We start from the raw sequence: 26004 nt of genomic DNA, 5'->3' as shown, positions 1-26004 counted from the left end.
GTCGTAACGTCCACAAAATCCGTGAGCTCCCATAAAGCCGCGCCAATCCGTGGTTCCGATAGTAGCTTTGTTGCCTCATCAGTACTTCACGCGCCGCATGGGCTCCTCCCAGATTACCATCCACAACAAAGCTTTCCGCCCCTACCTGTCGGCGGCTCAACTGGATGAGGCCGTGACGGAGCTGGCGGCCCGCCTCAGTGCCGAGTACGCCGACCGGCAGCCCCTGTTCGTGGTGGTGCTCACGGGCGGGTTCATGTTTGCATCCGACCTACTCAAGAAATACACCGGCGAGTGTGAAATCGTCTTCATCCGGGTGACTTCCTACGAGGGCACCGAAAGCAGCGGCCTGGTGCAGGAAATTCTGGGCCTGCGCGAGGAGGTGCAAGGCCGCGACCTGATTATCGTGGAAGACATTGTGGACACGGGCACTACCATGCACCACCTGCTGCCCACGCTGCTGACCAAAGGCCCGGCATCGGTCGAAATCGCGGCGCTTTTTTTCAAGCCCGCCAGCCTGCGGCACGAACTTACCGTACGGTACGTGGCGCGCGAGATTCCCAACGATTTTGTGGTGGGCTACGGGCTGGATTACGACGGCCTGGGCCGCAACCTGCCCGATGTGTACGTGGCCGTATAGCCCACGCTTTTGGCGCCGATTGATTAACTTGCCCAAACCACCTCACCCTTCCCTTAGCGAAAACGCTTCATTACCCACATGCTGAATATTGTGCTGTTTGGCCCTCCCGGTGCCGGCAAAGGAACCCAAAGCCAGAAACTCATCACCAAGTACAACCTTGTGCACCTGAGCACCGGCGATTTGCTGCGCGCCCAGATTGCCCAGGGCACGGAGCTCGGCCTGCAGGCCAAAAAGCTGATGGATGAGGGGCTGCTGGTGCCCGATGAGGTGGTCATCGGCATGATTGACTCGGCGCTGCAAGCCCACAAGGCCACCGCCGGCGGCTTCATCTTCGACGGGTTTCCGCGCACCGTGCCCCAGGCCGAACGCCTCGACCAGCTGATGCAGCAGCACGACAGCGGCATCAATTGCATGATTGCGCTGGAAGTGGCCGAGGAAGAACTGGTGACCCGCCTGCTGGAGCGCGGCAAAACCAGCGGCCGCCCCGACGACCAGGACGAAAGCAAAATCCGTCGCCGCGTGACGGTGTACAACACCGAAACCGCCCAAGTGGCCGGCTACTACGCCGCCCAAAAGAAATTCCATTCCCTGAACGGCATCGGCGCCATTGAGAGCATTTTTGGCCAGATTTGCGCCATCATCGACCAGCACAAGCCCGCCGTGCCCGAATCGCCGGCCGCCGCCACCAACGAAGTAAAGGCGTAACTTTACGCCACCAATACGGCTGTCATCCTGAGCGCAGCGAAGGACCTTAGCACGCTTGCCCGGTTTAGCGTTACTGCAAATCGTTCGGCGGTGCTAAGGTCCTTCGCTGCGCTCAGGATGACAGTTCTTTTACATCAAATCCCCAATCCTCGTGGCTTCCAACAACTTCATCGACTACGTCAAACTCATCTGTCGCTCGGGCAAAGGCGGCGCGGGCTCGCGCCACTACTTCCGGGCCAAGGGCCTGCCCAACGGCGGCCCTGACGGCGGCGACGGCGGCCGCGGCGGCCACATCTACCTCGAAGGCAATTCGCAGCTCTGGACGCTGCTGCACTTGCAGTACCAGAAGCACGTGTTTGCCAAAGACGGCGAGGGCGGGGGCGAGAACCTGCGCACCGGCGCACAGGGCGAGGACATAGTGCTGCAAGTGCCCTTGGGCACGGTGGCCCGCGACGCCGACACCGGCGAGGTGGTCCTCGAAATCACGGAGCACGGCCAGCGCGCCATTCTGGTGCCCGGCGGGCGCGGCGGCTGGGGCAACGACCATTTCAAGAACTCCGTGAATCAGGCGCCGGAGTACGCCCAACCCGGCGAGCCCGCCGTGGAAGCCACCATCATCCTGGAACTGAAGCTGCTGGCCGACGTGGGCCTCGTGGGCTTCCCCAACGCGGGCAAGAGCACGCTACTCTCGGTGGTGAGCGCGGCCAAGCCCAAGATTGCCGACTACGCCTTCACCACCCTGGTGCCCAATCTGGGCGTGGTGGCCTACCGCGACTACAAATCCTTCGTGATGGCCGACATTCCCGGCATCATCGAGGGCGCGGCCGAGGGCAAGGGCCTGGGCACGCGCTTCCTGCGCCACATCGAGCGCAACTCCATGCTGCTCTTTATGATAAGCTGCGACTCACCCGACATCAACGCCGAATACGACGTGCTGGTGGGCGAGCTGGAGCAGTTCAACCCCGAGCTGCTGGATAAGAAGCGCCTGCTGGCCATCACCAAGTCCGACATGATTGACGAGGAGCTAGAGGCCGAAATCCGCGCCACGCTCCCGGATGATGTGCCGTCCATCTTCATTTCCAGCCTTACGAATAAAAACATCGTGCCGCTGAAGGACATGATTTGGAAGGCGCTGGAAGAAACCCGCCGCGACGCTGCGCCAACCAAACGCCAGGGCCTTGGCGAAGAGGAGGGCGACGAGGAATGGCCTTCCTAATGCATTAGGGTTAGCAGGCACTTCTAGCATATGTGCCTTCCGTCTTCATTCCTGGCCTCACGAATAAGAACAGTCAGCCGCTAGAAAACAGGATTTGGAAGGCGTTACACCAGTAGATTATTCCCTCAAGCCAATGATTCGGTAAGTGTTTGGGTCTGTCGGAATGTACTGAAATACAATCGAGTCACCTTTTTGGAAATCATTAAAATTATTTATTGAAGCAGTTTCATGCGCTTCGGAAGCTGCTTGAAATGTGGCTTTGAAGAGTTTCTGTTGGCCACCGTTTTTGGTTCTCAGCTTCCATGCTGCGATTACGACACCTTTCGTCATGACGCCTCTTGAGTCAAGCTGGCGGTTTCGGATATAAGTTGCCCAGTTACCCCAAGCTAGGCCAAGGATTAGTGGAGATGCAAGAGCAATAATTACAGCGAAGCGGCTGGTTGGAAATGTTTTATAAATAGTAAAAGGAATAGCCGCAAAAATGAGTGCGAAGGCCAGAAGCCCTAAAGCATCGGAAGAGTTAGTATTTGTATTCAGACCGAGAAACAGGATGCCCAGCATCACCGCTAATAAACCTGCCCAGTAGTACTTCATTCCGTAAAGATTAGTAAAAGTTGCCAGCATATGCCAATGCCACTATGGCAGCCTGCGCCCCTTTGGCCCACTCCTTGCGCCCGCTCCCTGACTAACCGGCTAACCCCGTGAAAAACCCCTTCCGACGAATATTTCCGCAAATGGCTGACGAAACCACCCTGCCGCAGGACGACAACCTGACCGCCGACCCCAACCACGTAGCTGGCGAAATGGCCGACGCCGACGGCGAAACCACCGACCCCAACATGACGGCCACCGGCGCCCCTGCGCCCGAAGGCACCCGCACCGACGCCGAACTGGCCGACCTCAAGGACAAGTACCTGCGCCTGGCCGCCGAGTTTGAGAACTACAAGCGCCGCACCACCAAGGAGCGGATTGAGCTTTTCAAAACCGCCAATCAGGAGCTGATGACGGCCCTGCTGCCCGTGCTCGACGACTTCGAGCGCGCCCGCAACGCCACCGCCGCCACCGAAGACGCCAACGCCGTGCGCGAAAGCATCGACATCATTCAGAATAAGTTGAACAAAACGCTCCAGCAAAAGGGTTTGACCGCCATGGAAGCCAAGGGCGGCGACTTCGATGCCGAGCTGCACGAGGCCATTACCCAGATTCCCGCGCCCAGCGACGACCTGAAAGGGAAAATCGTGGACGTGGTGGAGCAGGGCTACTATTTGGGTGACAAAGTAATTCGCCACGCCAAAGTGGTGCTGGGTCAGTAATTTTAGGGTTTGGATTTAGAACAATAAATAAAGGCCGTCATGCTGAGCGAAGTCGAAGCAGCTCTACCGCGAGAGTAAATAATTACTACTGCAGTAGAGCTGCTTCGACTTCGCTCAGCATGACGGCCAGATACAACCACGCAGATGGCTACGAAGCGCGATTATTATGAGGTATTAGGCATCGCCAAAAATGCGGAAGGCGACGTTATCAAGTCGGCCTACCGCAAGATGGCCATCAAGTACCACCCCGATAAAAACCCCGACGACCCGACGGCCGAAGACAAATTCAAGGAAGCCGCCGAGGCCTACGAGGTACTCAGCGACGCCAACAAGCGGGCGCGCTACGACCGGTACGGCCACCAGGGCATGGGCGGCAACGGCGGCGGTCCGCAGAACATGGAGGACATCTTCTCGCAGTTCGGCGACATCTTCGGTGGCGGCGGAGGCTTCGAGGGTTTCTTCGGGGGCGGGCGCCAGGGCGGCCGACGCCAGAAAAAGGGCTCGAACCTGCGCATCAAGCTGAAGCTGGATTTGGAGGAAATCGCCAACGGCGTTGAGAAGAAAATCAAGGTGAAGCGCTACGTGGCCTGCCAGCCCTGCAGCGGCACCGGCGCCAAAAACGGCACCGACCTCAAAACCTGCCCCACCTGCCAGGGCCAGGGCCAAACCAAGCGCGTGGTGAACACCATGCTGGGCCAGATGGTGAGCAGCAGCACCTGCCCCACCTGCAACGGCGAGGGCAAAACCATTGTGGCCACCTGCGACGTGTGCAAAGGCGAAGGCCGCCAGCTGCACGAGGAAGTGATTCCCATCAACATTCCCGCCGGCGTGGCCAACGACATGCAGCTGAGCATGAACGGCAAAGGCAACTTCCCCGAGCGTGGCGGCGTGCCCGGCGACCTGCTCATTCAGATTGAGGAGGAGCCGCACGAGTTCCTGAAGCGCGACGGCAACAACATCATGTTCGAGCAGTACATCTCGTTCGTGGATGCCGCCCTGGGCGCCAACTTGGAAGTGCCCACCATCGAGGGCAAGGTGAAAATCAAGGTGGACCCCGGCACCCAGCCCGGCAAAATCCTGCGCCTGCGCGGCAAGGGCATCAAGGACATCAACGGCTACGGCCGCGGCGACCAGCTCATCCACCTGAACGTGTGGACGCCCAAAAACGTGAGCAGCCAGGAGCGCGAGCTGCTGGAGAAGCTGCGCGAATCGGACAACTTCACGCCCCACCCCGGCAAGAACGAGAAAGGCTTCTTCGAGAAGGTGAAGGAGTACTTCCAGTAAGCCCGAAGGCTAGTGATTGAAAAGCCCCGTCTGACCTGTGGTCGGACGGGGCTTTTTGTTTGTCCTTCAGCAGGACGAATTAATAGCGGGTCTTGCGGAAATTTTCGCGGCAGTTGTAATGACTTTTGCAGCCATGCGATTCACTTCCCGAAACTCTCACCCACCGCATGGCCTCCGCCACTCCGTCTGCTGATTTTGTTGCTGCGCTGCACGAGTACCAGCCGTTGCTGCGGCGCGTGGCCCGCCTCTACTGTCAGGACGCCGACGACCGGCAGGACCTGTTCCAGGAGATGGTGCTGCAGCTGTGGCGGGCGTGGCCGCGCTACGTGCCGCAGCCCAACGCCAAGCTCAGCACCTGGCTCTACCGCATTGCGCTGAACGTGGCCATCTCGAACCTGCGCCAGCGCACCCGCCGCCCGGCCCCCACGGAACTGGACGCCGAGGCGCTGGCCGTGGCCCAAGCCCCGGAAACGGGCTTCGACGCCGACGACCGCGCCCAGCTGTACCAGGCCATAGGCCGGCTGTCGGAAGTCGACAAGGCTTTCATCCTCTTGTACCTCGAAGACCGGCCCTATGAGGAAATGGCCGACATTCTGGGCATTACCCAAAACAACGTGCGCGTGAAAATGCACCGCGTGCAGGAAAAACTCCGCGCCCTTTTAGTCCCCGCCGCCCGATGCTAGAACTCGATGAACTCCGCTGCCAGTGGCAGCAGCCCGCGGCTGATGTGCCCGCCCCGCTCGATGCAGCGGCCCTGACGCGCCTGTTGGCCCAGCAATCCGATGGCATCATTGCCAAGCTGCGCCGGAGCGCCCGGTGGGAGCTATGGGCAAACTTCGTGATACTTGCGGGGGCGCTGGCCTTGGCTGGGCTGGCGCAGGTGCTTTGGCTGCGGGTAGCCGGTGGGGTACTAGCCGCCATTGGGGCCGTGTGCATCGTGTACCTGTTCCGAAAGTTGCACCTGTTGCTCCGCATGGACGACCCGGCCGGCGACCTGCGTGCCCACCTGCTGCGCCTCGACAGTGGCCTGCGGGCCCTCATCCGCTTCTACTACCGCTTCACGCTGGCCATGCTGCCGGTGGGCGGGCTGCTGAATTTGCTGATGGTGGTATCGACCTCGAAGCGCGAAATCGGGCTGACGTCCGGCTTTGGCCTGGCACTGGTGCTGGGCCTGGTGGTGGTATTGCCCGCGCTGCTGTACCTACCCGTGGCCAGCTTGACGAAGCGTTACCTGCAGCGTCTCTACGGCCAGCACCTTGACCGCCTCGAAGCCAGCCTGCGCGAACTGGCCGAGCCGGTGGCCGCGCACTAGCGGCGCCGGGGCCGGCTCATCGGGCTTATTCCCCGTTCGGGGGCCTCTTTCAGCCGCTTGGGGCCCACCGGCTGGTGCGTGAGGGCCGGGATTGATACATTTGCTCAGCTGCATTCTTCTACATTTAACCCGCCAACCAACTCTTTTTTCTGTGAAACCAATTCTGGAAGCCATCGACGTGCGCAAGGCCTACGCCAACCACGTCGCCCTCAGCGGGGTGAGCCTCGCCATCCCGGAGGGCAGCATTTTCGGCCTGCTGGGCCCCAACGGCGCGGGCAAGACCTCGCTCATCCGCATCATCACCCAGATTACGGGCGCCGACGAAGGCGAAATCCGGTTCCGGGGCGAGCGGCTGAACCCGAGCCACATTGCCCAAATCGGCTACCTGCCCGAGGAGCGCGGCCTCTACAAAAAGATGAAAGTGGGCGAGCAATTGCTCTACCTAGCCCAGCTGCGCGGCCTGAGCCGCAGCGACGCCACCGCCCGCATCAAGCACTGGCTCAACCGCTTCGAGATAAAGGAGTGGGCCGGCAAAAACGTGGAGGACCTCAGCAAGGGCATGCAGCAGAAAGTGCAGTTCATTGCCACGGTGCTGCACGAGCCCAGCCTGATTATTCTGGACGAGCCGTTCTCGGGCTTTGACCCCATCAACGCCAACCTGATTAAGGACGAAATTCTGGAGCTGCGCAAGCAGGGCGCCACCATCATTTTCTCCACGCACCGCATGGAATCGGTGGAGGAAATGTGCGACAACATTGCCCTGATAAACCGCTCGCGCAAGGTGCTGGACGGGCCCATCGGCGTGATTCGCGACCAGTTCAAAACCAACACCTACGAGGTAGAAGGCAAGGGCAAACTCCTGGTGGTGCACCCCGATTTTGAAGTGGTGGAGCAAAAGGAGCGCGAAAACGGCCATTTCTACGCCCGCGTGCAGCTGCACGCCGGTGTGCGCCCCAACGACCTGCTGCGCTACCTCATCGGCGCGGTAGAGGTGGAAGCCTTCCGCGAAAAAATCCCGAGCATCAACGAGATTTTCATTCGGCGCGTGCGCGAAACCATGCCCGAAACGCTGGTCGAGGAAACCGTTTAAAAACGTCTGTCATGCTGACGAAGGAAGCATCTCGCGTGCTTTCACTAACTCAATCAAAAGAAAATAAATACTGCCCCATGCGAGATGCTACGGCAAGCTCAGCATGACGGCCACTACCTTTTAATCTGCATCATGGCTTCTAAATTTTTACTCGTTGCCCAACGCGAATACCTAACCCGGGTGCGCAAACGGGCCTTTATCATTCTTACGCTGGCCGTGCCGCTGCTGCTGGCCGGCTTTGGCGTGTTCATTGCCAAAATTGCCAGCTCCGACAACGACACCACCGACGTGGTGGAGGTGCGCGACGACTCAGGCCTGAACGTGGCCAGCCACTTGGTGAGCACGCCGCAGCTGCGTTTCGAAACTGCCACCGGCTCTCTGGCTGATGCCAAAAAAGGCTTCCAGAAAGCCAAGCACGACGGCCTGGTGTACCTGCCCGCCGGCCTCGACGTGGAGAAACCGAACGGCGTGCAGTTTTTCGGCAAAGGCAACATCAGCCTGAAAAAGCAAGGCGCGGTAGAAGATGCGCTGAATAAAGCCTTCTCCGAATTGAAAATGGAGAAATCGGGCATCTCGCAGGAAAAGCTCGACCGGCTGCGGTCGGAAGTGGAGTTGAAAGCCATAAGCCTCGATGAATCGGGCAAAGAAGCCAACAGCAACGCAAAGGCTACTTCGCTTACGGCTTACGGCTTGGCGTTGGCCATTTACCTGTTCATTTTCGTCTATGGCGTGCAGATTATGCGCGGGGTGGGGGAAGAGAAGTCGAGCCGCATCATGGAAGTGATGCTGTCCTCGGTGAAGCCCTTTGACTTAATGATGGGTAAAATTGTAGGTATTGCGGCCGTTGGCCTAACCCAATTTTTGCTGTGGGGCATTCTGTCCTACGGCGTGGGCACGGTGCTCACACCCATGCTGCTGCGCGAAAAGCCCAAAACCGAGGTGGCCACGGCGCCGCCGGCCGCTGCCCGGGAGGGCGTGCGTGCGCCGCAATCCAGCAGCGCAAAAATGGACCAGGCCATGAGTGGCTCGGCAACCGCCATGAACCCGGCCAACCGTGCCGACGGCATGTTCAGTGCGCTTGCCAACTTGCCCATTGGCACCATCCTGTTCGGGTTCATCATCTACTTCCTGGGCGGCTACCTGCTCTACGGCGCGCTGTTCGGCGCCGTGGGCGCGGCCGTGGATGACCAGACCGACACCCAGCAGTTCATGTTTCCCATCACCATGCCGCTCATTCTGAGCTACATCGTGGGCGTGTCGGTCATTTTGCGCAACCCTGACGGGCCGGTGGCTTTCTGGATGTCGATGATACCCTTTACCTCGCCCATTGCCATGGTCATCCGCCTGCCGTTTGGCGTGCCCATGTGGCAGTTGGCCTTGTCCATCTTCCTGCTCATTCTGGGCTTTGTGGGCACGGTGTGGGTGGCAGCCCGCATCTACCGCGTGGGCGTGCTGATGTACGGCAAAAAGGTGACCTACAAGGAGTTGGGCAAGTGGATGTTTTATAAAGGGTAAATTCCACTGCCGGCCTGACGAACTTTGAACGTCATGCTGAGCTTGTCGAAGCATCTCTACCGCGCAAGTAATTATTTACTCTCACGGTAGAGATGCTTCGACAAGCTCAGCATGACGTTTTTTTGTAAGCACTCCCTTCATTCTATGCGCTTCCTCCGCCTCACCAGCTTCCTGTTGCTCCTCATCGGCCTCGCCAGCTTCACCGGCGACCGGCCGGCGTACCGCCTTTTCACTGCTACCGGCCAGGCGGCCGATTACGACCAGATGCTGGCCGAGCTGGCCCAGGCCGATGTGGTGCTCTTTGGCGAGCAGCACAACGATGCCCTGGCCCACTGGCTGGAGCTGCAGGTGGCCAAAGACCTGCTGAAGCTGAAGAAGCCCGGCCAGCTGGTGCTGGGCATGGAGATGTTTGAGCGCGACGTGCAGCCGCTGGTGGCGCAATACGCCGTCGGCATGCTGGCCGATTCGACTTTTGAGCGCCTGGCCCGCCCGTGGCCCAATTACGGTACCGACTACCGCCCGCTGCTGCAGTTTGCCCGCAGCAACAAGGTGCCCGTGGTGGGCACCAATGCCCCGCGGCCCTTCGCCCGGGTGGTGGCCCAACGCAGCCTCACCGCCCTCGACAACCTGCCCGCCACCGACCGCGCCCTGCTGGCCCCGTTGCCGCTGAAAGTGGATTACGACCTGCCCGGCTACAAAAACATGGCCGCCATGTTCAGCGGCGCGGGCAGTGCCCACGGCGGCGGGGCCCAGAACATCATCCAAGCGCAGGCTTTGAAGGATGCCACCATGGCCCATTTCATTGCCGCCAGCCGCCAGCCCGGCCAGACGCTGCTGCACTTCAACGGCAGCTACCACTCCGACCATCACGACGGTATTGTGGCCTACCTGCGCCAGTATGCGCCCAAGCTGCGCGTGCGCACCCTGAGCGTGGTGACGCAAGAGCAGCTGCAGACGCTGGAAAAGGAGCAGCTGAACGTGGCCGACTACGTGGTGGTGGTGCCGGCCGACGCCGGCAAGTCGTATTAACACAAAGGGATGGGCCCTTTTACGGCCCCACACAATCTGCTGTGCTCCTACGAGAAGCTCTTGTTGCTGATATTCCGGCGATGTCCGACGTCCGACTCTCCGTTCGGGAGAATGTGCTGAACACGCCCGGCCTCGTGACGTTTGCCGACTATGTGGACCACCTCACGCGGCGCGGCAAAGGCTGGGTGGCCGAAGCCGACGGCCGAACGGTGGGTTTTGCCATTGCCGACCTGCAGGGGCACAGCATCTGGGCGTTGTTTGTGCACCCCGATTTTGCCGGGCGGGGTGCCGGCCGGATGCTGCACGATGCCATGCTAAACTGGTATTTCAGCCAAACCGCCGAAACCGTGTGGCTGAGCACCGCGCCGGGCACCCGTGCCGAAGCCTTTTACTGCCGGGCCGGGTGGCAGTTCCTGGGCTTACTAGCAAGTGGCGAAGCGAAATTTGAAATGACGATGTCGCTTTGGCAAAACCAGCCACACGAAAACGCCTGACGTCAGCACCGGGCTCAATATCCCAGCCAGCCGCGCGTCATTCGCTAAATTGCAGCCCCAATTTCGGACGAATACCCTCCCTGGTGATTGCATGCCTACCTCAGCCCCTCAAAAAGAAGCGCTTTTTCAGCAAATAGCCACGCAGCTCCGGCAGCAGGGCTTCACCATTGCCAAGGAAGACCCCACGCGCCCTTGGGGCGGCTTTTTTGTGATTGACGAAGACCAGGCCCAGCAATTTGCCGACACGTATTTCAATGGCCTTTCGGTTGAAAACCTGCGCATTTCGGGCAAGCTGAGCCCCAAGGTCTTGGTGGTGGCGCCGCACCAGCGCCTGAGCTGGCAGTACCACCACCGCCGCGCCGAAATCTGGCAGGTGGTGCAGGGCCCCGTGGGCGTGGCCACCAGCGACACCGACGAGCAGGGCGAAGTAAAAACCCACCAGGTAGGCGAGCGCATCGTGCTCAAGCAAGGCGAGCGCCACCGCCTGGTGGGCCTGAATGACTGGGGCGTGCTGGCCGAAATCTGGCAGCACACCGACGGCGACAACCCTTCCGACGAGGACGACATCGTGCGCGTGCAGGACGACTTCGGCCGCTAATCCGAGGAGAGAAGAAAACGAAAAGCCCGGCATTGCCGGGCTTTTTTGTGAACTACCAGTTACGTTTTCCTAGTGGCGACACGTGGCTACTTCTCGCTGGGCTTCGCTTTTTTCAGCGCGTCGGCCAGCGACTGCTGAAGCTTGGCACCGGAGTCGGCCGGGGCCTCTTCGGTGATGCTGTACTGCTTTTGCAGGCGTTCCCATTCTTCAATGGGGATGAAGACGCCGGTTATTTTGCCTTTGTCATCGGAGAGATATTTAACGTCCATGGGCTGAGCGAGTGAAGTGAGAAATAATGGAGTGAATGCGATTAATCGCCCGGGTGATAGGTTTTCTCCGCATGGGCTTTTACGTCTTCCGGGTAAAAGCGCACCTCTTTGAAGCGGCCGTTGCAATACAAATCGGCCTGGTCGGTGAAGTGCGGCGTGCCGGGGCGGCTGCTTTGGCCGCCCGTCACCACCGAGCGCGCCACGATGCGCGGCCCAAACTCCACCACGGCCACGAAGCTGTTGCCCACGTTGCCGTAGCGCTTTTTGGTGCCGGGGTAAGTGCGTGCCCCAAATGCAGCCAATGAGCCCCAGGCCGACGACGTGAAGGCCACGGGCAAGCTGGGCTGCTGGTCGTCATAGGTTTCCTGCACCTTGCCGGTAAGGCGCTGGAAACGGTTAATGTCGCCCCAGGGCGTTTTCCAGGTGCCGAAGTCGCGGGTCAGGTCGTCGAGGGCTTCGGTGAGGGCGGCCATTTTTTCGGCCGGACTGGTGTCGGCCAGGGCAAACTTGGTGAAGCTGATGTAGTCGAGCTGCGGCTGGGCGGCGGGCACCCGGGCGCGGGCCTTGGCCAGCAGGCGCTCGGCCCAATAGATGGCCACCGTCTGGGCTACCGAGGTGTTGCTGTAGTTGTGGTTCCAGGTGCGCAACATCTGCACGGCCTCGTCGAGGGCCGGGGCCGCGGCCTTTTCGGCCGAGGTGGGCTGGTAGGCCGTGAGCAGCGGCGGCAGCATGTCGTCGAAGGCCGTGAGGTGTGGGTCGTCGGCCGCGGCAATCAGCGTATCGAGGGTAAAGACGGCTTTGCGGCTGAGCACGCGCACGGCGTTGAGGCCGCGGTAGTTTTCAGCATCAGGCGCCATGTACTTCGGGTATTTCGCCACGTCTGGGCTGCTGCCCGGGCCCGATACCGTGTAAGGCGTGGAATTACAGTTCTGAATGAAGCCGCTAACCGGGTTGTGCACCTGCACCAGCTCGTTCACGCCATGAAAACCCTTCCACTCGGTGGCGGGGTTGCTGCCGTCCACGGGTTGGCTCCAGTCAAACTTAGGGTCGCGGCGGGGCATGAAGTTGCCGTGCCAGTACGCAATGCTGCCTTTGCTGTCGGCAAAAACCGTGTTGTTGGAGGCGTTGCCGTTCAGCTTCATCACTTCCTGAAAGCCGGCGTAGCCCGTGGCCTTGGTGCGCAGGTACGACTGCTGCAGGGCGGCCAGCGGCTCGTTCATCATGCGCACGGCCACCCACTGCTGGTCGGTTTTCTGGCCCACGACGGGGCCGTGGTGCGTGCGGTACACGGTGAATTCCCGGCGCAGTATCCGGTTGCCGTCGCGGTACGGCAACGACACTTTCTCCACCTGCACGGGCCGCAGCTTGCCGCCGTACTTGTAGAAAAACGCGCCGTTCTTCTTCTCAATGGTTTCCAGGTACTCGTCCATCGAGTCGGCCTGGCTCGACGTGTGCATCCAGCCGCAATGCTCGTTAAAACCCTGGTAGACGAAGAATTGCCCCCAGGTTACGGCGCCGTAGGCATTCAGGCCCTGCTGGCTCACCATCTGCACCTCGGAGCGGAAGTAGAACGAGGTGTGCGGGTTGATGAGCAGCAGCGCGTGGCCGTTGGCCGATTTACCGGGCGCAATGGCAAAACCGTTGGAGCCGGTGGGCTCCCGGTCCTTCTTCTCAAAGTCGGTGTCAATCCACGAGCTCGATTTCTTCTGGCTATAAAAAGCCTTCATCCGCTCAATGCTCACCACGCTGATGTTGCCGCCAATGCTACCTTCGCTGAACATGAGCGGCATCCAGGGCTGGAAGCGGCGCAGCAGCTTGGGCTTCACGGTGGGGTGGGTGGCGAGGTAGTAGTTGGTGCCCGCCGCGAAGGCGTCGAGCAACTTTTTCATCTCGGGCGGGCTCTTGCGGTAGATGGCCAGCGCCTGCGTGCTGTCCATAAATAGGCGCGCCCGCATGTCGTGGTAGAGCGCCGCCTCGCCGTCTACCTCGGCTTGCCGGCCAATGGCGTCGAGGTAATTGGCCTCTACGCGCTCAAAATCGTCCTCGCACTGCGTGTAGAGCAGGCCAAACACGGCATCGGCGTCGGTTTTGCCATATATGTGCGGCACGCCCCAGGTGTCGCGCGTAATGCTCACCTGCTGGGCCTGCTGTTTCCAGCGGGCCAGTTCCGGAGCCGTGAATTTCTGGGCCTGCGCGGCGCCGACGGCCAGCAAAGCCGGCAGCAGAATGGAATGGCGAAGGGAGAGGAAACGCATGGCGCGAAAGTAAACGAAAAAGCCCCGGCCGGTTGGCCAGGGCTTTTTTGGTAAAAAGTCGAAATGCTTACGCCGAGAACGACGAGCCGCAGCCGCAGGTGCTCTTGGCCTGGGGGTTGTTGAAGACGAAGCCGCGGGCGTTGAGGCCGTCCTGGAAGTCGACTTCCATACCCAACACGTACATGGCGTGCTTTTTATCCATGATGAGCTTGAGGCCGTCGAGGTCGTAGGTTTCGTCGGCATCTTTGGCTTTGTCGAAGCCCAGCAGGTAGCTCATGCCCGAGCAGCCGCCGCCCTGCACACCAATGCGCAGGCCATAGTCGGCCGGGACGTTCTTTTCCTGAATGATGTTTTTCACTTCGACCAAGGCGCGGTCGGTGAGGCTAATGGGGGCGAGGGTGGCAACAGCAGCCATGCGAAAGTCGATTTAAAGAGAGGTGGATAGCAAAGATACGGCAGTCGGGCGTAGTGGTACGCGCCTGCTTCGGGGGGTAAACAGCAGTTGGGGGCCGGCGGTTCACGGCGTAAGTTTGCGGCCCAACGTGCAATCAGCCCGTCATGCAGAGCGCAGCGAAGCATCTTTACTGCTTCGTTGGTTCGTTATGCATTAGTAGTAGCAGGCAAGATGCTTCGCTGCGCTCTGCATGACGGGCTAAGTATTTAAAATTATGGATTCGACCACCTATTTCTACGACCTACTCAAGATTATTCTGCCCGCCCTCATCGTGGCCGGCGCCATCTATTTTCTCTTCAAGGAGTTTCTGGAGAAAGAGCAGCAGCGCCGCCTGATTGAGCTGCGCCTCGAAAGCAACAAAACCACGCTGCCGCTGCGCCTGCAGGCTTATGAGCGGGCCATTCTGTTTCTGGAGCGCATTTCGCCCAACAACATTCTGGTGCGGCTGAGCAGCGCCGGCTCCACCGCGCCGGAGTTTCACCGCCTGCTGCAGCAGGAAATCCGGGCCGAGTATGAGCACAACCTCTCGCAGCAGCTCTACATCTCGGCCGATGCCTGGACGCTGGTGAAGGAAGCCAAGGAAAACGTGCTCACCATGGTAAACCGCGCATTTCACGGCATCCAGAATCCCGCCCAGGCCCGCGGCACCGAGCTGGCCAAACGCATTCTGGAAGGCCTGATGATGGATGGCGCCGAGCCCACGGCCCAAGCCATTGCGGTGGTGAAGAACGAGGCGGCGAGTTTGTTCTAGCGCTCGCGATGACCGACGAGGCAGACGTTTGCTACACTGCCGCGCTCACGGCCTCAATGGCGCGCTGGTAGCACTCCTCATAGCGCGGCACAATGTTCTCCACGGCAAATTCCTCGGCTCTTGCTCTTGCGGCAGCTTTGAAACGCGGCAGGTTCTCGTCAGCCAGCACGTAGAGGGCGTTTTTTACCATGTCGGGCACGTCGCCGATGTCGCTAATCATGCCCGTTACGCCGTGCACGTTCAGCTCGGGAATGCCGCCGGCGTTGGTGCTCACCACGGGCACTTCGCAGGCCATGGCTTCGAGGGCGGCGAGGCCAAAGCTTTCGTTTTCGGAGGGCATCAGAAACAGGTCGCCCACGCTGAGCACCTCCTCCACGGCTTCAAGCTTACCCAGGAAACGCAGGTCACGGTGCACGTCGAGGTCGCGGGCCAGCTTTTCCATGCGGTTGCGGTCGGGGCCGTCGCCCACCAGCAGCAGCTTGGCCGGAATCTGCTCCCGCACGCCCACAAAAATGCGCAGCACGTCTTCCACCCGCTTCACGGTGCGGAAGTTGCTGGTGTGGATGAGCAGCTTTTCGCCCTCGGGCGCGATGGCGGCCCGGAAATGGCTTTTTTCCTGCTTTTTGAAGCGGTGCAGGTCGATAAAGTTGGGGATGACGGTGATGTCCTTTTCTACGGCGAAATACTCGTAGGTCTCGCGCCGCAGGTCATCCGACACGGAAGTCACGCCGTCGCTCTGGTTGATGCTGAACGTCACCACCGGCTCAAAGCTGGAATCTTTGCCCACCAGCGTGATATCGGTGCCGTGCAGGGTGGTCACCACCGGAATGTTGATGCCGCGCGAGCGCAGAATCTGCTTGGCCATAAAGGCGGCCGAGGCGTGCGGAATGGCGTAGTGCACGTGCAGCACGTCGAGCTTCTCATTCTGCACAATATCAACCATTTTGCTGGTCAGGGCCAGCTCGTAGGGCGGAAACTGGAACAGCGGGTAGGCCGGCACATACACCTCGTGGTAGAAGAGGTTCTCGTTGAAGAAGTCGAGCCGCACCGGCTGGCTGTAGGTGATGAAGTGAACGCGGTGCCCGCGCTGGGCCAGGGCTTTGCCCAGTTCCGTGGCCACCACGCCCGAGCCGCCAAAGGTGGGATAACAGACGATTCCGATGTTCATAGGGAAGCTAACGCGAAAATGAGCCGCGCGTTCTGCCTAACCGCCTTCCCGCCGAGATGTTAATGAAAACGCCATCTTTCTCCTTCTACCTTGCGCGCATCGGCTTTTTTTCCTGGCAGCAGGAGAATGACGTCGGGCAGAATAGGTGAAAGTGAAAACGTTACGTAATGAAGATATGCTTGGTTAAACCGAATATTCTTGCCCAAACCTGCTCTCAAGCAGGCCATTTCATTCCCCGATGGTGGCGGATTTCCGGGCTTCCAGCCGGGTGTTTGGTCATCGGCCTCGGGCTTGTGCCTGGCCACGCGGCCGCGCAGATTGGCGCCAAGGCCCAGGGCGGCAAGCTCACCAGTTGGGTGGCTTTGGGCGTTGATAAAGAGATTCCCGAGCGCTGGACCTGGGTGACGGACGTCGGTTTCGGCCGGCACAGCGACCCCACCGGCGACCTGAATCCGGTGAAGCGCCAGGGTCTGTTTGTGGTCACGCAGGATTTCATCTACCGCATGAGCCCGCACTGGCGCACAGCCGTTTCGGCGGGATATTGGCGGCGCAATTCCTATCAGGAGGACGAGCCTTACGAGGCCAGCCCCACCAATGCATTCCGCAACGAGTTGCGGCCGTTTCAAAAGCTCTATTACGACACGAAGTTTGGCAAGGTGTTCTTCACCAATACGCTGCGCGTTGACTACCGCTTTTACTTTACCCCCGATTTTGGCCGCTGGCCTACGCCGTTTGAATTGCGGGTGCGGGATATGGTGAATTTCAAAATCCCCATCGACCAAAGCCACCGCCACTGGATTATCCTCAACGACGAAGTGCTGACGGCTACCGACGACTACAGCGCCGGCACCGCCAAAGAGCTGGGGCACCAGTGGAGCCCATATAAATTCACGGAAAACCGTGCTTCCCTGTATTATCGCCGCAGCTTTGCCGAACATAAGCTGGATTGGGACATCGGCATCATGTACCAGCGTTGGCGCGAAACCCAGCAAACGGCCTTCACCACCAGTTACAACCTGATGATGGACTTCATCATCAAATAAGAAGCGCGAGGGCGTGGCTTTGCCGCCACGCCCTCGCGCTTTTGTGCTGTGGGAGAGGTTACTTCTGCTCTAAGTTGGCGGAAGCCAGCTTCTTGGCATTCTCTGCCGCCAACGCCTTGTATATCACCTCCTGAATGCGCGTGCGGATGTTGTACTGGCGCAGCTTGTTGTTGCCGGCGTCGGGGTACACGCGGTTGGAGAGGAAGACGTAGAGGATGTCGTTATCGGGGTCCATCCACACACAGGTGCCCGTGAAGCCGGTGTGGCCGAAGGTGCTGGCCGGCGCGAGGTTGCTGGTGGGGCCTTCGGGCTTGCTAGGGTCGCCGTGGTCCCAGCCCAGGCCGCGCCGGCCGCCGTTCTGCGGGCGCGCAAATTCCGAAACCACCGGGTTCTGGAAGTAGCGGGTGCCGCCGTAGTTGCCGTTTTGCAGGTTCATCTGCATCAGCACGGCCAGGTCGTTGGCGGTGGCGAAAAGGCCGGCGTGGCCGCCCACGCCGCCCACCAAGGCCGCGGTTTGGTCGTGCACGGTGCCCTGCAGTTGCTCGCGGCGGTAGTAGGTGTCTTTCTCGGTGGGCGCGATGCAGCTTTTGGGAAAGCGCTGCAGGGGGTTGTAGGTCATGCTGCCCAGGCCCAGCGGCCGGTAGAAATTGTCCTGCAGGAAATTCTCGATGGGCTGCTTCAGAATCTTCTCGCACACCCGCTTCATCACAATAAAGCTGAGGTCGGAATACTCCGTGGGGTATTTGCCTTTGATTTTAGGCAACAGGCCCGAGCGCATGGTCCAGGCCCATACCGAGTCGTCGGCGGCTTTGGTGCTATACTCGCCGGGCGCTACTTCGTTAGGGAAGTCGTCGGACCGAATACTGGCGTAGAACGTGGGCTTGAGCTGGCCGTCGCGCATGGTGCGCTCCCAGGTCGGGATGCCCGGCTTGAGGCCGGCCTGGTGCAGCAGCACGTCGCGCACGGTCATGTCGCGCTTGTTGGTGCGCGCCAGCTCGGGCAGGTAGGTCGCTACTTTTTCCTCGATGTTGAGCTTGCCCTGGTCCTTGAGGTACATCACGGCCTGCAGCGTGCCGGCCACTTTCGTCACCGAAGCCAGGTCGTACAAGGTGCTGCTGGTCACGGGCTGGCTTTGGTCGTAGGTGCAGTAGCCGTAGCTCTGGTCAAACACCACGGTGCCGTTTTTGGCCACCAGCACCTGGCAGCCGGGGGCGGCGGCGTAGGTCTGGCTTTCCAGGGCGATGTTGTCAATCTGGGCCAGCACGCGCGAGCTCAGGCCCTGGCTTTCGGGGGCGGCGTAGCGCAGGCGGTGCAGGTCGGGGGTGGCGATGCCCGTGGCCGCGCGCATGGTGGGCGACACCGTGACGGGCAGTTTGCCGCGGGCCGGCAGCGCGCCAAACAGCACCTGCGGCACCACCAGCTGCGCGGCGTAATGGTCTTCGTAGCCGCACACCAGGGTGCGGGCATCCTCCAGAAATTTCAGCGAATAAGCATTGCCCATGGCCACCACCACGGTTTTGAAGCGCTTGTTGGCTTCAAGCTGCTTGATGAACTTCAGCGCCCCGTCGCCGATGCCGTAGCTGTGGCTGGGGGTGTTGTTCATCTGGTGCAGGCTCACCACCACCACGTTGTAGCCCGTGAGGCGGCTGGCAATGCGGGTAAAGGTGCTGTCCGGGGCGTAGCGGTCGGGCACGGCGTATACCGGGCCGGGCTGGTACTTGTTGAAAATGGTGGCATACGGCCCCTCGGCCTGCGTGCCAATGGTGATGGCGGCAATGCGCAGCGTATCGAGGCGCTGGAAGGGGAGGAGCTTGTCGTCGTTCTTCACCACCGTCACGGCGTGCTCAAAAATACTCTGGGCCAGCACCTTGGTGAACGGCTGGTTCAGGCTGTCGCGCAGCGTAGTGAGGCGCGTGGGCTTGTAGCTGGCCAGCCCGGCCCAGTACTTGGCGCGCAAAATCTTTTTGATGCGCAGGTCCAGGTCTTCCTGCTTGAGCGCGCCCGTAGCGGCAGCCTCCTGAATGCGCTTGAGGGCGGCCGGCACGTCTTCCGAAAACAGCAGAATGTCGTTGCCGGCGGCCAGGGCCATGGCGTCGAGCTCGCCGTCTTTGTAGAGCTTGCTCACGCTCTTCATGTTGAGCGCATCGGTAAAAACCAAGCCCTTAAAGCCCATCTTGTCCTTGAGCAGGTCCGTCACCAGGGCCCGCGACAGCGTGGTGGTCTTGGCGTTGGTGGTGTCGAACAGCGGCATGTACAGGTGGGCCACCATCACGCCCATCACGCCGGCCTCGAACGACTGCTGAAACGGCACCAAATCCACTTTCTGCAGCCGGGCCAGGTCGGTGTTGATGACCGGCAGCGACACGTGCGAGTCGGTGTCGGTGTCGCCGTGGCCGGGGAAGTGTTTGGCCACGGCCATCACGCCGGTTTCCTGCAAGCCCTTGATGTACTGAATGCCCAGTGCGCCCACGCGGTTCTGGTCTTCGCCAAACGAGCGGTTGCCGATGACGGGGTTGCCGGGGTTGGAATTCACGTCAATCACCGGCGCGAAGTCGATGTGCACGCCCAGGGCGCGCATTTTGCGGGCAATGTCGCGGCCCATCTGGTACACCAGCTTGGGGTCGTCCATGGCGCCCAGCGTCATTTGCTTGGCGTAGTGGGCCGAGGAATCGAGGCGCATGTCGAGGCCCCACTCGGCGTCCATGGCGATGAGCAGGGGCACCTTGGCAGCGGCCTGCAGGCGGTTGGTCATGATGGCCTGGCGCTTGGGACCGCCCTGCAGAAACATAACGCCGCCAATGTTTTGATTGCGCACCAGGCGCTCGATGCGCTCCACGTGGCTGCGGTCCTTGTTGGAATAGGCCGCCACCATGAACAGCTGACCCAGGCGCTGCTCGGGCGTGAGCGAGTTGAACACGCTGTCAACCCAGGCCATTTCCTTGGGCGAGGCCGGCAACGGGTCGGCGGGCAGCTTCTTTGTTTCCGAAAACGACAGCAGCATGCCCGCGGCCAGCAGCAAAGCGGCCAGGCTCAGCTGAAGTGGGATGCGCAGGAGCCCCGTGGAGTTGATGGGTTGGTTCAAGAGGCAAACGGGCCGCGGGGGCCGTACTTTTGTCGTGGGTAACAGCGGAACCCGGCGGTTGGGTTTGGAGGTTCCAAACGAAGCCGGCTGCGGCTTGAAATACTCCCGGCACTGCCGGAAAATTTCAAGCTGGAACTCCGCTATTTAGCCGCGAAGGTACGCACAAAACCCCGTCAAGGGTTTACAACGCGTTCAGTTTCCGGTTATTGCCGGGTGCGTTTGCGCTTGTCTGCGTGCCCGTTAGCTCTGCTACGCTCTTTTCCGCTACCCGCCTCTAGCTTTCCCGAAATGCCCGATATCATTCGCCTGCTTCCCGAATACCTAGCCAACCAGATTGCGGCCGGCGAAGTGGTGCAGCGCCCTGCCTCGGTGGTGAAGGAGCTGCTGGAAAATGCCGTTGATGCCGGCGCCACTCAGGTCCAACTCATTGTGAAAGAAGCGGGCAAGCAACTCGTGCAGGTGGTCGACAACGGCGCTGGCATGTCGCCCACCGACGCCCGCATGAGCCTGGAGCGCCACGCCACCAGCAAAATCCGCTCAACCGAAGACCTGTTCAAAATCCGCACGCTTGGCTTCCGGGGCGAGGCCCTGGCCAGCATCGCGGCCGTGGCCCAGGTCGAAATCCGCACCAAGCAGCGCGACCACGACACCGGCACCCTGCTGCTGGTGGAAGGTTCGCAGGTGACCAGCCAGCAGCCCACCGCCTGCCCCGACGGTACCAGCATCTCCGTCAAAAACCTGTTTTTCAACGTGCCGGCCCGGCGCAACTTCCTCAAGAGCAACGCCGTGGAAATGCGGCACATCCTCGACGAGTTTCAGCACGTGGCACTGGCCAATCCGCAGATTGCCTTCTCGCTTTATCAAAATGAACTGGAGGTGTTTGGCCTGCCGGCCGGCAAGCTCAGCCAGCGCATTGTGGCCTTGCTGGGCAATGGCTACAAGGAGCAGCTGGCCGCCTGCGAGGAAGTGACGCACTCCATCTCGGTGCGCGGCTTCGTGGGCAAGCCCGAGTCGAGCAAGAAAAGCCGGGGCGACCAGTTCTTTTTCGTCAACAACCGCTTCATCCGCTCGGCCTATCTGAACCACGCCGTGCTGGCGGCTTACGAGGGCCTGCTGGCCCGCGACACGCACCCGTTCTACGTGCTGTTTCTGGAGCTCGACCCCAAGGCCATCGACATCAACGTACACCCCACGAAGACGGAAATAAAGTTCGAGGACGAGAAAACCGTCTACGCCGTGGTGCGCGCCGCCGTGAAGCAAAGCCTGGGCATCCACAACATCGCGCCGTCGCTGGACTTCGATGGGGACGTGAATTTTGCGCCCATCCGGCCGCTGCGGGCTGGCAAGGGTACCGGCGAGGCGCCCGTCACGGCCCACGACCACCTGCCCGCGGCCACGCCCGCCGCCCGCGCTGCCGCCAGCCACGACACCTACCGCCCCGATGCGCTGGCCGCCGCCGCTTCGGCCGCCACCCGCAGCCCGTCGGCCAACAGCTCCGGCTTTTCCAATTTCTCGCCCGAAGTGCGGCGCGATGGCTATGAGCGGGGCCTGCCGCCGCGCCCCACCGAGCAGGCCCGACGCGAACTCGAAGCCTTTTACCGTGAGCTCGGCCAGCCGGTGCGTGAAGACAAGGCCGTGGGCGCCGACAACCCCGTAGTGCGCAGCTTCGAGGCCGATTTTCCGCCGGAGCCGCCCGTGGCGCCAGCCTCCGTTGGCACCGAAGATTTCACGCTGGGCCTCGCCATGCCCGAAGCTTCGCCCGCCACGCCCACTCCTGCCCGCGAGGGCGGCTCGGGCAGCCGGGCCCTGCAGGTGCAGCAGCGATACGTGCTGGTGCCGGTGAAGTCGGGTGTGCTGCTGATTGACCAGGAGGCGGCCCGCGAGCGTATTCTCTACGAGCAGTACCGGCAGGAGCTGGGCCGCGCCGTGGGCACGTCCCAAACGCTGCTGTTTCCGCGCACGGTCACGTTTTCGCCCGCCGATTTCGCCGTGCTGCGCGAGCTCACCGAGCCGCTGCACGCGCTGGGCTTCATCTTCGTGGAGTTCGGGCCGAACACGATTGCCGTAGAGGCCATCCCGGCCGGGATGCCGCCTCAAAACGAAAAGGAGCTGCTGGAAAGCCTGATTGAGCAGTTCCGTACGGCCGCGGGCCCGCTCAAGCTCGACCAAAGCGAGGGCCTGGCCCGGGCCCTGGCGCGCCGCGTGGCCGCCAGCACGGCCGCCACGCGCCTGCCCGAGGCCGAGCTCAGCGCCCTGGCCGACCGCCTTTTTGCCTGCCAGACCCCCGGCTACACCCCCGACGGCCGCAAAACCCTGGTGCTGCTTGATGGGCAGCAGCTGGCCGATTTTTTCCGTAAGTAAGTCCGGCCGTGCGGCTTGCGCGGCGCCCTATTATCCCTGCATGTTCAACCTGACCCCCACCGTTCGCAACCTGCTGATTGTGAACATTGCGTTTCTGCTGGCCCAAATGAGCCTGCTGCCGCTGCTCACCCAAATCGGTAGCTTGTATCCCATTGGCTCGCCGTATTTTTTCCCCTGGCAGTTTTTTACCTACATGTTTCTGCACGCCGGCTGGGGGCACTTGTTTTCCAACATGTTCGGCCTGATTTCCTTCGGGCCGTTGCTGGAGCAGCGCTGGGGGCCGTCGCGCTTCCTCACCTTCTGGCTGATATGCGGGGTAGGGGCCGGGCTGCTGTACGAAGGCGTACGGGGCTACGAGATATACAAAATGGAGCAGGCGCGGCAGGAGTTTCACCAGACGCCCTCGGGGCCGGATTTTGCCAACTTCTTTCGCTCCTATTTCCCCGACGCTACCGGCTACGAAACGTTGGCCGGCGCCCTGCAGCGCAATCCGCAAAACCAGGAATACATCAGCGCCGCCACCAGTGCCGTTGACGGCGCCGTGGAAGAAACCCTCAATTCGAAATTCGGCGGCATGGTGGGCGCTTCCGGGGCCTTGTTTGGCCTGTTGTTCGCCTTCGCCTACCTGTTTCCGAACACCGAGCTGATGCTGCTGTTCATACCCTTTCCCATCAAGGCGAAATATTTTGTCGGCCTCTATGCCTTGTATGAACTATACAGCGGCGTGCACCGCGTGCCCGGCGACAACGTGGCCCACTTTGCCCACCTGGGCGGCCTGCTCATCGGTTTCTTTGTGGTGAAGTACTGGGAAGGCGGCCGGGAGCGGTTTTACTAAAAAATGAGTTGAGATACTGCCCCCGCCGCCACCTTTGGACGGCGGATTTCGTTGCATCTGTTTAATCCCTGACCCTTGCCATGAGCATTGTTCAAGACATCCGTACTGCCTTTAGCCGCCGCGACAACGCCCTCATGCAGCTCATTCTGCTGAATGTGATTGTGTTTGCGGCGCTCATCGTGCTGCGGGCCATCCTCACGCTGAGCAGCGCCGGCGGGTATTACCCCGTGGTGATGAAGCAGCTGGAGCTGTCGTCGTCGCTACCCGTGCTGATTCGCCACCCCTGGACGCTGCTGACCTACGCTTTTTGCCACCAGGAATTCTTCCATATTCTCTTCAATCTGCTCAACCTCTACTGGTTTGGGCAGCTGGTGCGCGAGTACCTCGGCGACCGCCGCCTGGTGAGCATCTACGTGCTGGGTGCGTTGGCCGGGGCGGCCATTTTTCTGCTGAGCTTCAACTTATTGCCCGTGTTTCAGCCCGGCGTGGGCACGCCCATGATTGGCGCGTCGGCGGCCGTTACGGCCATCATTGTGGCCGGCGCCACCCTGCTGCCCGACTACACTTTCATGCTCATTCTTATTGGCCCGGTCAAGATTAAGTGGATTGCGGCCGTGGTGGTGCTCATTTCGCTGGCCGGCGTGAACGGTGGCAATCCCGGCGGCGAAATTGCACACCTGGGCGGCGCCCTGCTCGGCTTTGTGTTCATCAAGCAGCTGCAGGCCGGCCGCGACCTGGGCCGCCCCGTGCAGGCCGTGGGCAACTTCTTCAGCAACCTCACCCACCGCCAGCCCGCCATGCGCGTGAGCCCCCCGCGCCGCGCCGAGCCCGTGGCCGCCACCTCCGCCAGCGGAGCCAAAAAGCCCGCCGCCCCCGGCCAGCCCCTGCAGGACGAAATCGATACCATTCTGGACAAGATTTCGCGCTCCGGCTACGAGAGCCTATCCAAGGAAGAAAAGCAGAAGCTGTTCCGCGCCAGCCAGCAATAGGCTACGATTACAAGCAGCCAGAAAGGCAAAAGAACGTCGTGCTGAGCGCAATCCAAGCATCTCTGCCACAGCAGTAATTCATTTACTATTGCACGCGAGATTCTTCGACTGCGCTCAGCACGACGTTCTGGTTACGCCTCGCGCAGCCAGTTTTTAGCGAGTTCAATGTCCTGAAACAAGCGCATCTCAAACTGCGACCCTACCCTCGTCACCATCTCGGCGGCCGAGGCCTGCCCGAAAATGCCGGGCGACACCACGTGGGCAAAGCGCTTGAGGCCCAGCCGCAGCACCTGCGGCATCCAGTTTTGAGCAATCCAGTCGTTGGCCGAGCTCCACGAGCCGACTACTTCGCGGTTGTCGTTCAGCATTTGGGCGCACGGCTTTTCCCGCAGAAAATCGATGGTGGCCTGGCAGCCCTGAATCACCTTCTCGGTGGGCAGCACGCCCACCCAGTTGTTATAAATCCAGCCATTGGCTTCATCCAGCTCGATGGTCAGGTACACCTTGTCGAACGAATTGATGAGCTCTTTTTTCATGGGTTGAAATGGAAAAGGCAGGCGGGAATATTGCAAAGTAAGCATATAATTTAAGCTAACAGCTGCAACAAAAAAGGCCAGTGCTGCAAAGCACTGGCCTTTTTGCAATTAAAACTGAAACGTTAAGCGGGCTGGGCGCTGCTCATTTTGTCGAGGGCGTCCATCACCTCTTTCACGTGGCCGCGCGAGGTTTCGAGCAGCTGCTTCTCTTCGTCGTTCAGCTGGAGCTCAATCACGCGCTCCACGCCGTTTTTGCCCAGAATAACCGGGGCGCCGAGGTACACGCCGTTGATGCCGTATTCGCCTTGCAGCTCCAGGCACACAGGGAACACGCGGCGCTGGTCGCGCACGATGGCTTCCACCATTTGGGCTGCGGCCGCGCCGGGCGCGTACCAGGCCGAGGTGCCCATCAGCTTCACCAGCTCGCCGCCGCCCACGGCGGTGCGCTGCACGATGGCGTCAAGCTTCTCTTTGGAAATGAGTTCGGTAACCGGGATGCCGCCCACGGTGGTGTAGCGGGGCAGGGGCACCATGGTGTCGCCGTGGCCGCCCATGAGCACGGCCTGAATGTCTTTGGGGCTCACGTTCAGGGCCTCGGCCAAGAAGGCGCGGTAGCGGGCCGTGTCGAGGATGCCGGCCATGCCGAACACCTTTTCGCGGGGCAGCTTGGCGGTGAGGTGGGCCTGGTAGGTCATCACGTCGAGCGGGTTGCTCACCACGATGATGATGGCGTTGGGGGAGTGGGCCACTACCTGCTCGGTCACCGATTTTACGATGCCGGCGTTGATGCCAATCAGGTCGTCGCGGCTCATGCCGGGCTTGCGGGGCAGGCCCGAGGTAATCACCACCACGTCGGAACCGGCCGTGCGGGCGTAGTCGTTGGTCACGCCCACGGTGCGCGAGTCGTAGCCGATAATCGGGGCTTTCTGCCAGATATCGAGTGCTTTGCCTTCGGCGATGCCTTCCTTGATGTCGACCAGTACAATTTCGTTGGCAATTTCACGGGTGGCGAGCACATCGGCGCAGGTTGCGCCCACGTTGCCGGCTCCGACTACGGTAACTTTCATA

Annotated in this window: 25 protein-coding genes; 17 read left to right on the top strand and 8 right to left on the bottom strand. The window is 60.9% G+C overall.

Translation table 11 applies throughout. The features are described 5' to 3' along the window. Positions 1-97 precede the first annotated feature (97 nt). The 3 genes from MUN81_RS17680 (at position 98) to obgE (ending at position 2558) form a co-directional block, all read left to right on the top strand. Positions 98-637: a phosphoribosyltransferase family protein gene (locus MUN81_RS17680; protein WP_245112847.1), complete on the top strand. Its 540-nt coding sequence runs from the start codon at positions 98-100 to the stop codon at positions 635-637. A 78-nt stretch (positions 638-715) separates the two neighbouring features. Next, positions 716-1342 (top strand): adenylate kinase, encoded by a 627-nt coding sequence (locus MUN81_RS17675; protein WP_245112846.1) that lies wholly within the window; start codon positions 716-718, stop codon positions 1340-1342. Positions 1343-1493: 151 nt separating this feature from the next. Then, positions 1494-2558 carry a GTPase ObgE gene (obgE, locus tag MUN81_RS17670; RefSeq protein WP_245112844.1) on the top strand — a complete coding sequence of 355 codons (1065 nt, stop codon included), beginning with the start codon at positions 1494-1496 and terminating at the stop codon, positions 2556-2558. 117 nt (positions 2559-2675) lie between these two features. On the opposite strand, the gene MUN81_RS17665 is transcribed toward obgE, so the two are convergent. Next, positions 2676-3152, bottom strand: coding sequence for a hypothetical protein (locus tag MUN81_RS17665; protein ID WP_245112842.1), 477 nt, complete (start codon positions 3150-3152; stop codon positions 2676-2678). Positions 3153-3292: 140 nt separating this feature from the next. Here MUN81_RS17665 and MUN81_RS17660 point away from each other — a divergent pair, with 140 nt between their 5' ends. The 9 genes from MUN81_RS17660 to MUN81_RS17620 all read left to right on the top strand — a co-directional run bounded on the left by MUN81_RS17660 (position 3293) and on the right by MUN81_RS17620 (position 11193). After that, complete coding sequence (locus MUN81_RS17660; RefSeq protein ID WP_245112840.1) at positions 3293-3871, top strand: nucleotide exchange factor GrpE; 579 nt, start codon at positions 3293-3295, stop codon at positions 3869-3871. Positions 3872-4015: 144 nt separating this feature from the next. Further along, a complete protein-coding gene (dnaJ, locus tag MUN81_RS17655) occupies positions 4016-5155 on the top strand; it encodes a molecular chaperone DnaJ (RefSeq protein WP_245112838.1) in 1140 nt (379 codons plus the stop codon). A gap of 167 nt (positions 5156-5322) precedes the next feature. After that, positions 5323-5838 (top strand): sigma-70 family RNA polymerase sigma factor, encoded by a 516-nt coding sequence (locus MUN81_RS17650; protein WP_245112831.1) that lies wholly within the window; start codon positions 5323-5325, stop codon positions 5836-5838. Beyond that, positions 5832-6467 carry a hypothetical protein gene (locus MUN81_RS17645; protein ID WP_245112823.1) on the top strand — a complete coding sequence of 212 codons (636 nt, stop codon included), beginning with the start codon at positions 5832-5834 and terminating at the stop codon, positions 6465-6467. Before MUN81_RS17650 ends, MUN81_RS17645 begins: the two co-directional genes overlap by 7 nt. Positions 6468-6618: 151 nt before the next feature. Continuing rightward, complete coding sequence (locus MUN81_RS17640) at positions 6619-7557, top strand: ATP-binding cassette domain-containing protein (protein WP_245112821.1); 939 nt, start codon at positions 6619-6621, stop codon at positions 7555-7557. A 132-nt stretch (positions 7558-7689) separates the two neighbouring features. After that, positions 7690-9072 carry an ABC transporter permease gene (locus MUN81_RS17635; RefSeq protein ID WP_245112818.1) on the top strand — a complete coding sequence of 461 codons (1383 nt, stop codon included), beginning with the start codon at positions 7690-7692 and terminating at the stop codon, positions 9070-9072. Between the two features lie 144 nt (positions 9073-9216). After that, complete coding sequence (locus MUN81_RS17630; protein ID WP_245112817.1) at positions 9217-10101, top strand: ChaN family lipoprotein; 885 nt, start codon at positions 9217-9219, stop codon at positions 10099-10101. Between the two features lie 80 nt (positions 10102-10181). Further along, on the top strand, positions 10182-10595 hold the full coding sequence (locus tag MUN81_RS17625; RefSeq protein ID WP_245112815.1) for a GNAT family N-acetyltransferase: 414 nt from the start codon (positions 10182-10184) through the stop codon (positions 10593-10595). A gap of 91 nt (positions 10596-10686) precedes the next feature. Then, on the top strand, positions 10687-11193 hold the full coding sequence (locus tag MUN81_RS17620) for a phosphoheptose isomerase (RefSeq protein WP_245112813.1): 507 nt from the start codon (positions 10687-10689) through the stop codon (positions 11191-11193). Positions 11194-11279: 86 nt separating this feature from the next. On the opposite strand, the gene MUN81_RS17615 is transcribed toward MUN81_RS17620, so the two are convergent. The 3 genes from MUN81_RS17615 to MUN81_RS17605 form a co-directional block, all read right to left on the bottom strand. Continuing rightward, a complete protein-coding gene (locus MUN81_RS17615) occupies positions 11280-11462 on the bottom strand; it encodes a hypothetical protein (RefSeq protein WP_245112811.1) in 183 nt (60 codons plus the stop codon). A gap of 41 nt (positions 11463-11503) precedes the next feature. Next, positions 11504-13717: a penicillin acylase family protein gene (locus MUN81_RS17610; RefSeq protein ID WP_245112809.1), complete on the bottom strand. Its 2214-nt coding sequence runs from the start codon at positions 13715-13717 to the stop codon at positions 11504-11506. Between the two features lie 67 nt (positions 13718-13784). Continuing rightward, positions 13785-14132 carry an iron-sulfur cluster assembly accessory protein gene (locus MUN81_RS17605; RefSeq protein WP_046243208.1) on the bottom strand — a complete coding sequence of 116 codons (348 nt, stop codon included), beginning with the start codon at positions 14130-14132 and terminating at the stop codon, positions 13785-13787. 253 nt (positions 14133-14385) lie between these two features. Between MUN81_RS17605 and MUN81_RS17600 the strand changes: the two genes are divergently transcribed. Further along, complete coding sequence (locus MUN81_RS17600) at positions 14386-14922, top strand: hypothetical protein (protein ID WP_190923096.1); 537 nt, start codon at positions 14386-14388, stop codon at positions 14920-14922. A gap of 31 nt (positions 14923-14953) precedes the next feature. On the opposite strand, the gene bshA is transcribed toward MUN81_RS17600, so the two are convergent. Beyond that, a complete protein-coding gene (bshA, locus tag MUN81_RS17595) occupies positions 14954-16090 on the bottom strand; it encodes an N-acetyl-alpha-D-glucosaminyl L-malate synthase BshA (protein ID WP_198975957.1) in 1137 nt (378 codons plus the stop codon). A 272-nt stretch (positions 16091-16362) separates the two neighbouring features. Between bshA and MUN81_RS17590 the strand changes: the two genes are divergently transcribed. After that, positions 16363-17133, top strand: coding sequence for a DUF2490 domain-containing protein (locus MUN81_RS17590; protein WP_245112807.1), 771 nt, complete (start codon positions 16363-16365; stop codon positions 17131-17133). Positions 17134-17191: 58 nt separating this feature from the next. Here the strand turns inward: MUN81_RS17590 and MUN81_RS17585 are convergent, their stop codons facing one another. Beyond that, a complete protein-coding gene (locus MUN81_RS17585; RefSeq protein WP_245112805.1) occupies positions 17192-20215 on the bottom strand; it encodes a glycoside hydrolase family 3 N-terminal domain-containing protein in 3024 nt (1007 codons plus the stop codon). 288 nt (positions 20216-20503) lie between these two features. On the opposite strand from MUN81_RS17585, the gene mutL reads away from it, so the two are divergent. From mutL to MUN81_RS17570, 3 genes are all read left to right on the top strand, one after another. Further along, positions 20504-22576, top strand: a complete 2073-nt coding sequence (mutL, locus tag MUN81_RS17580; protein WP_245112803.1) for a DNA mismatch repair endonuclease MutL — start codon at positions 20504-20506, stop codon at positions 22574-22576. 40 nt (positions 22577-22616) lie between these two features. Next, complete coding sequence (locus MUN81_RS17575; protein WP_245112801.1) at positions 22617-23411, top strand: rhomboid family intramembrane serine protease; 795 nt, start codon at positions 22617-22619, stop codon at positions 23409-23411. 80 nt (positions 23412-23491) lie between these two features. Further along, the gene (locus MUN81_RS17570; protein ID WP_245112800.1) at positions 23492-24400 is read left to right on the top strand and encodes a rhomboid family intramembrane serine protease; all 909 of its coding nucleotides are present in this window, start codon (positions 23492-23494) and stop codon (positions 24398-24400) included. Positions 24401-24531: 131 nt separating this feature from the next. Here the strand turns inward: MUN81_RS17570 and MUN81_RS17565 are convergent, their stop codons facing one another. Further along, the gene (locus tag MUN81_RS17565) at positions 24532-24936 is read right to left on the bottom strand and encodes a hypothetical protein (RefSeq protein WP_245112798.1); all 405 of its coding nucleotides are present in this window, start codon (positions 24934-24936) and stop codon (positions 24532-24534) included. A 122-nt stretch (positions 24937-25058) separates the two neighbouring features. Then, positions 25059-26003: a malate dehydrogenase gene (gene mdh, locus MUN81_RS17560; RefSeq protein WP_198975951.1), complete on the bottom strand. Its 945-nt coding sequence runs from the start codon at positions 26001-26003 to the stop codon at positions 25059-25061. Position 26004 lies beyond the last annotated feature (1 nt).

The sequence above is a fragment of the Hymenobacter sp. 5317J-9 genome, assembly GCF_022921075.1.
Classification (GTDB): Bacteria; Bacteroidota; Bacteroidia; order Cytophagales; family Hymenobacteraceae; genus Hymenobacter.
Note: the sequence above shows the minus strand (reverse complement) of the source record. Positions and strands in the feature narration are given on the sequence as shown.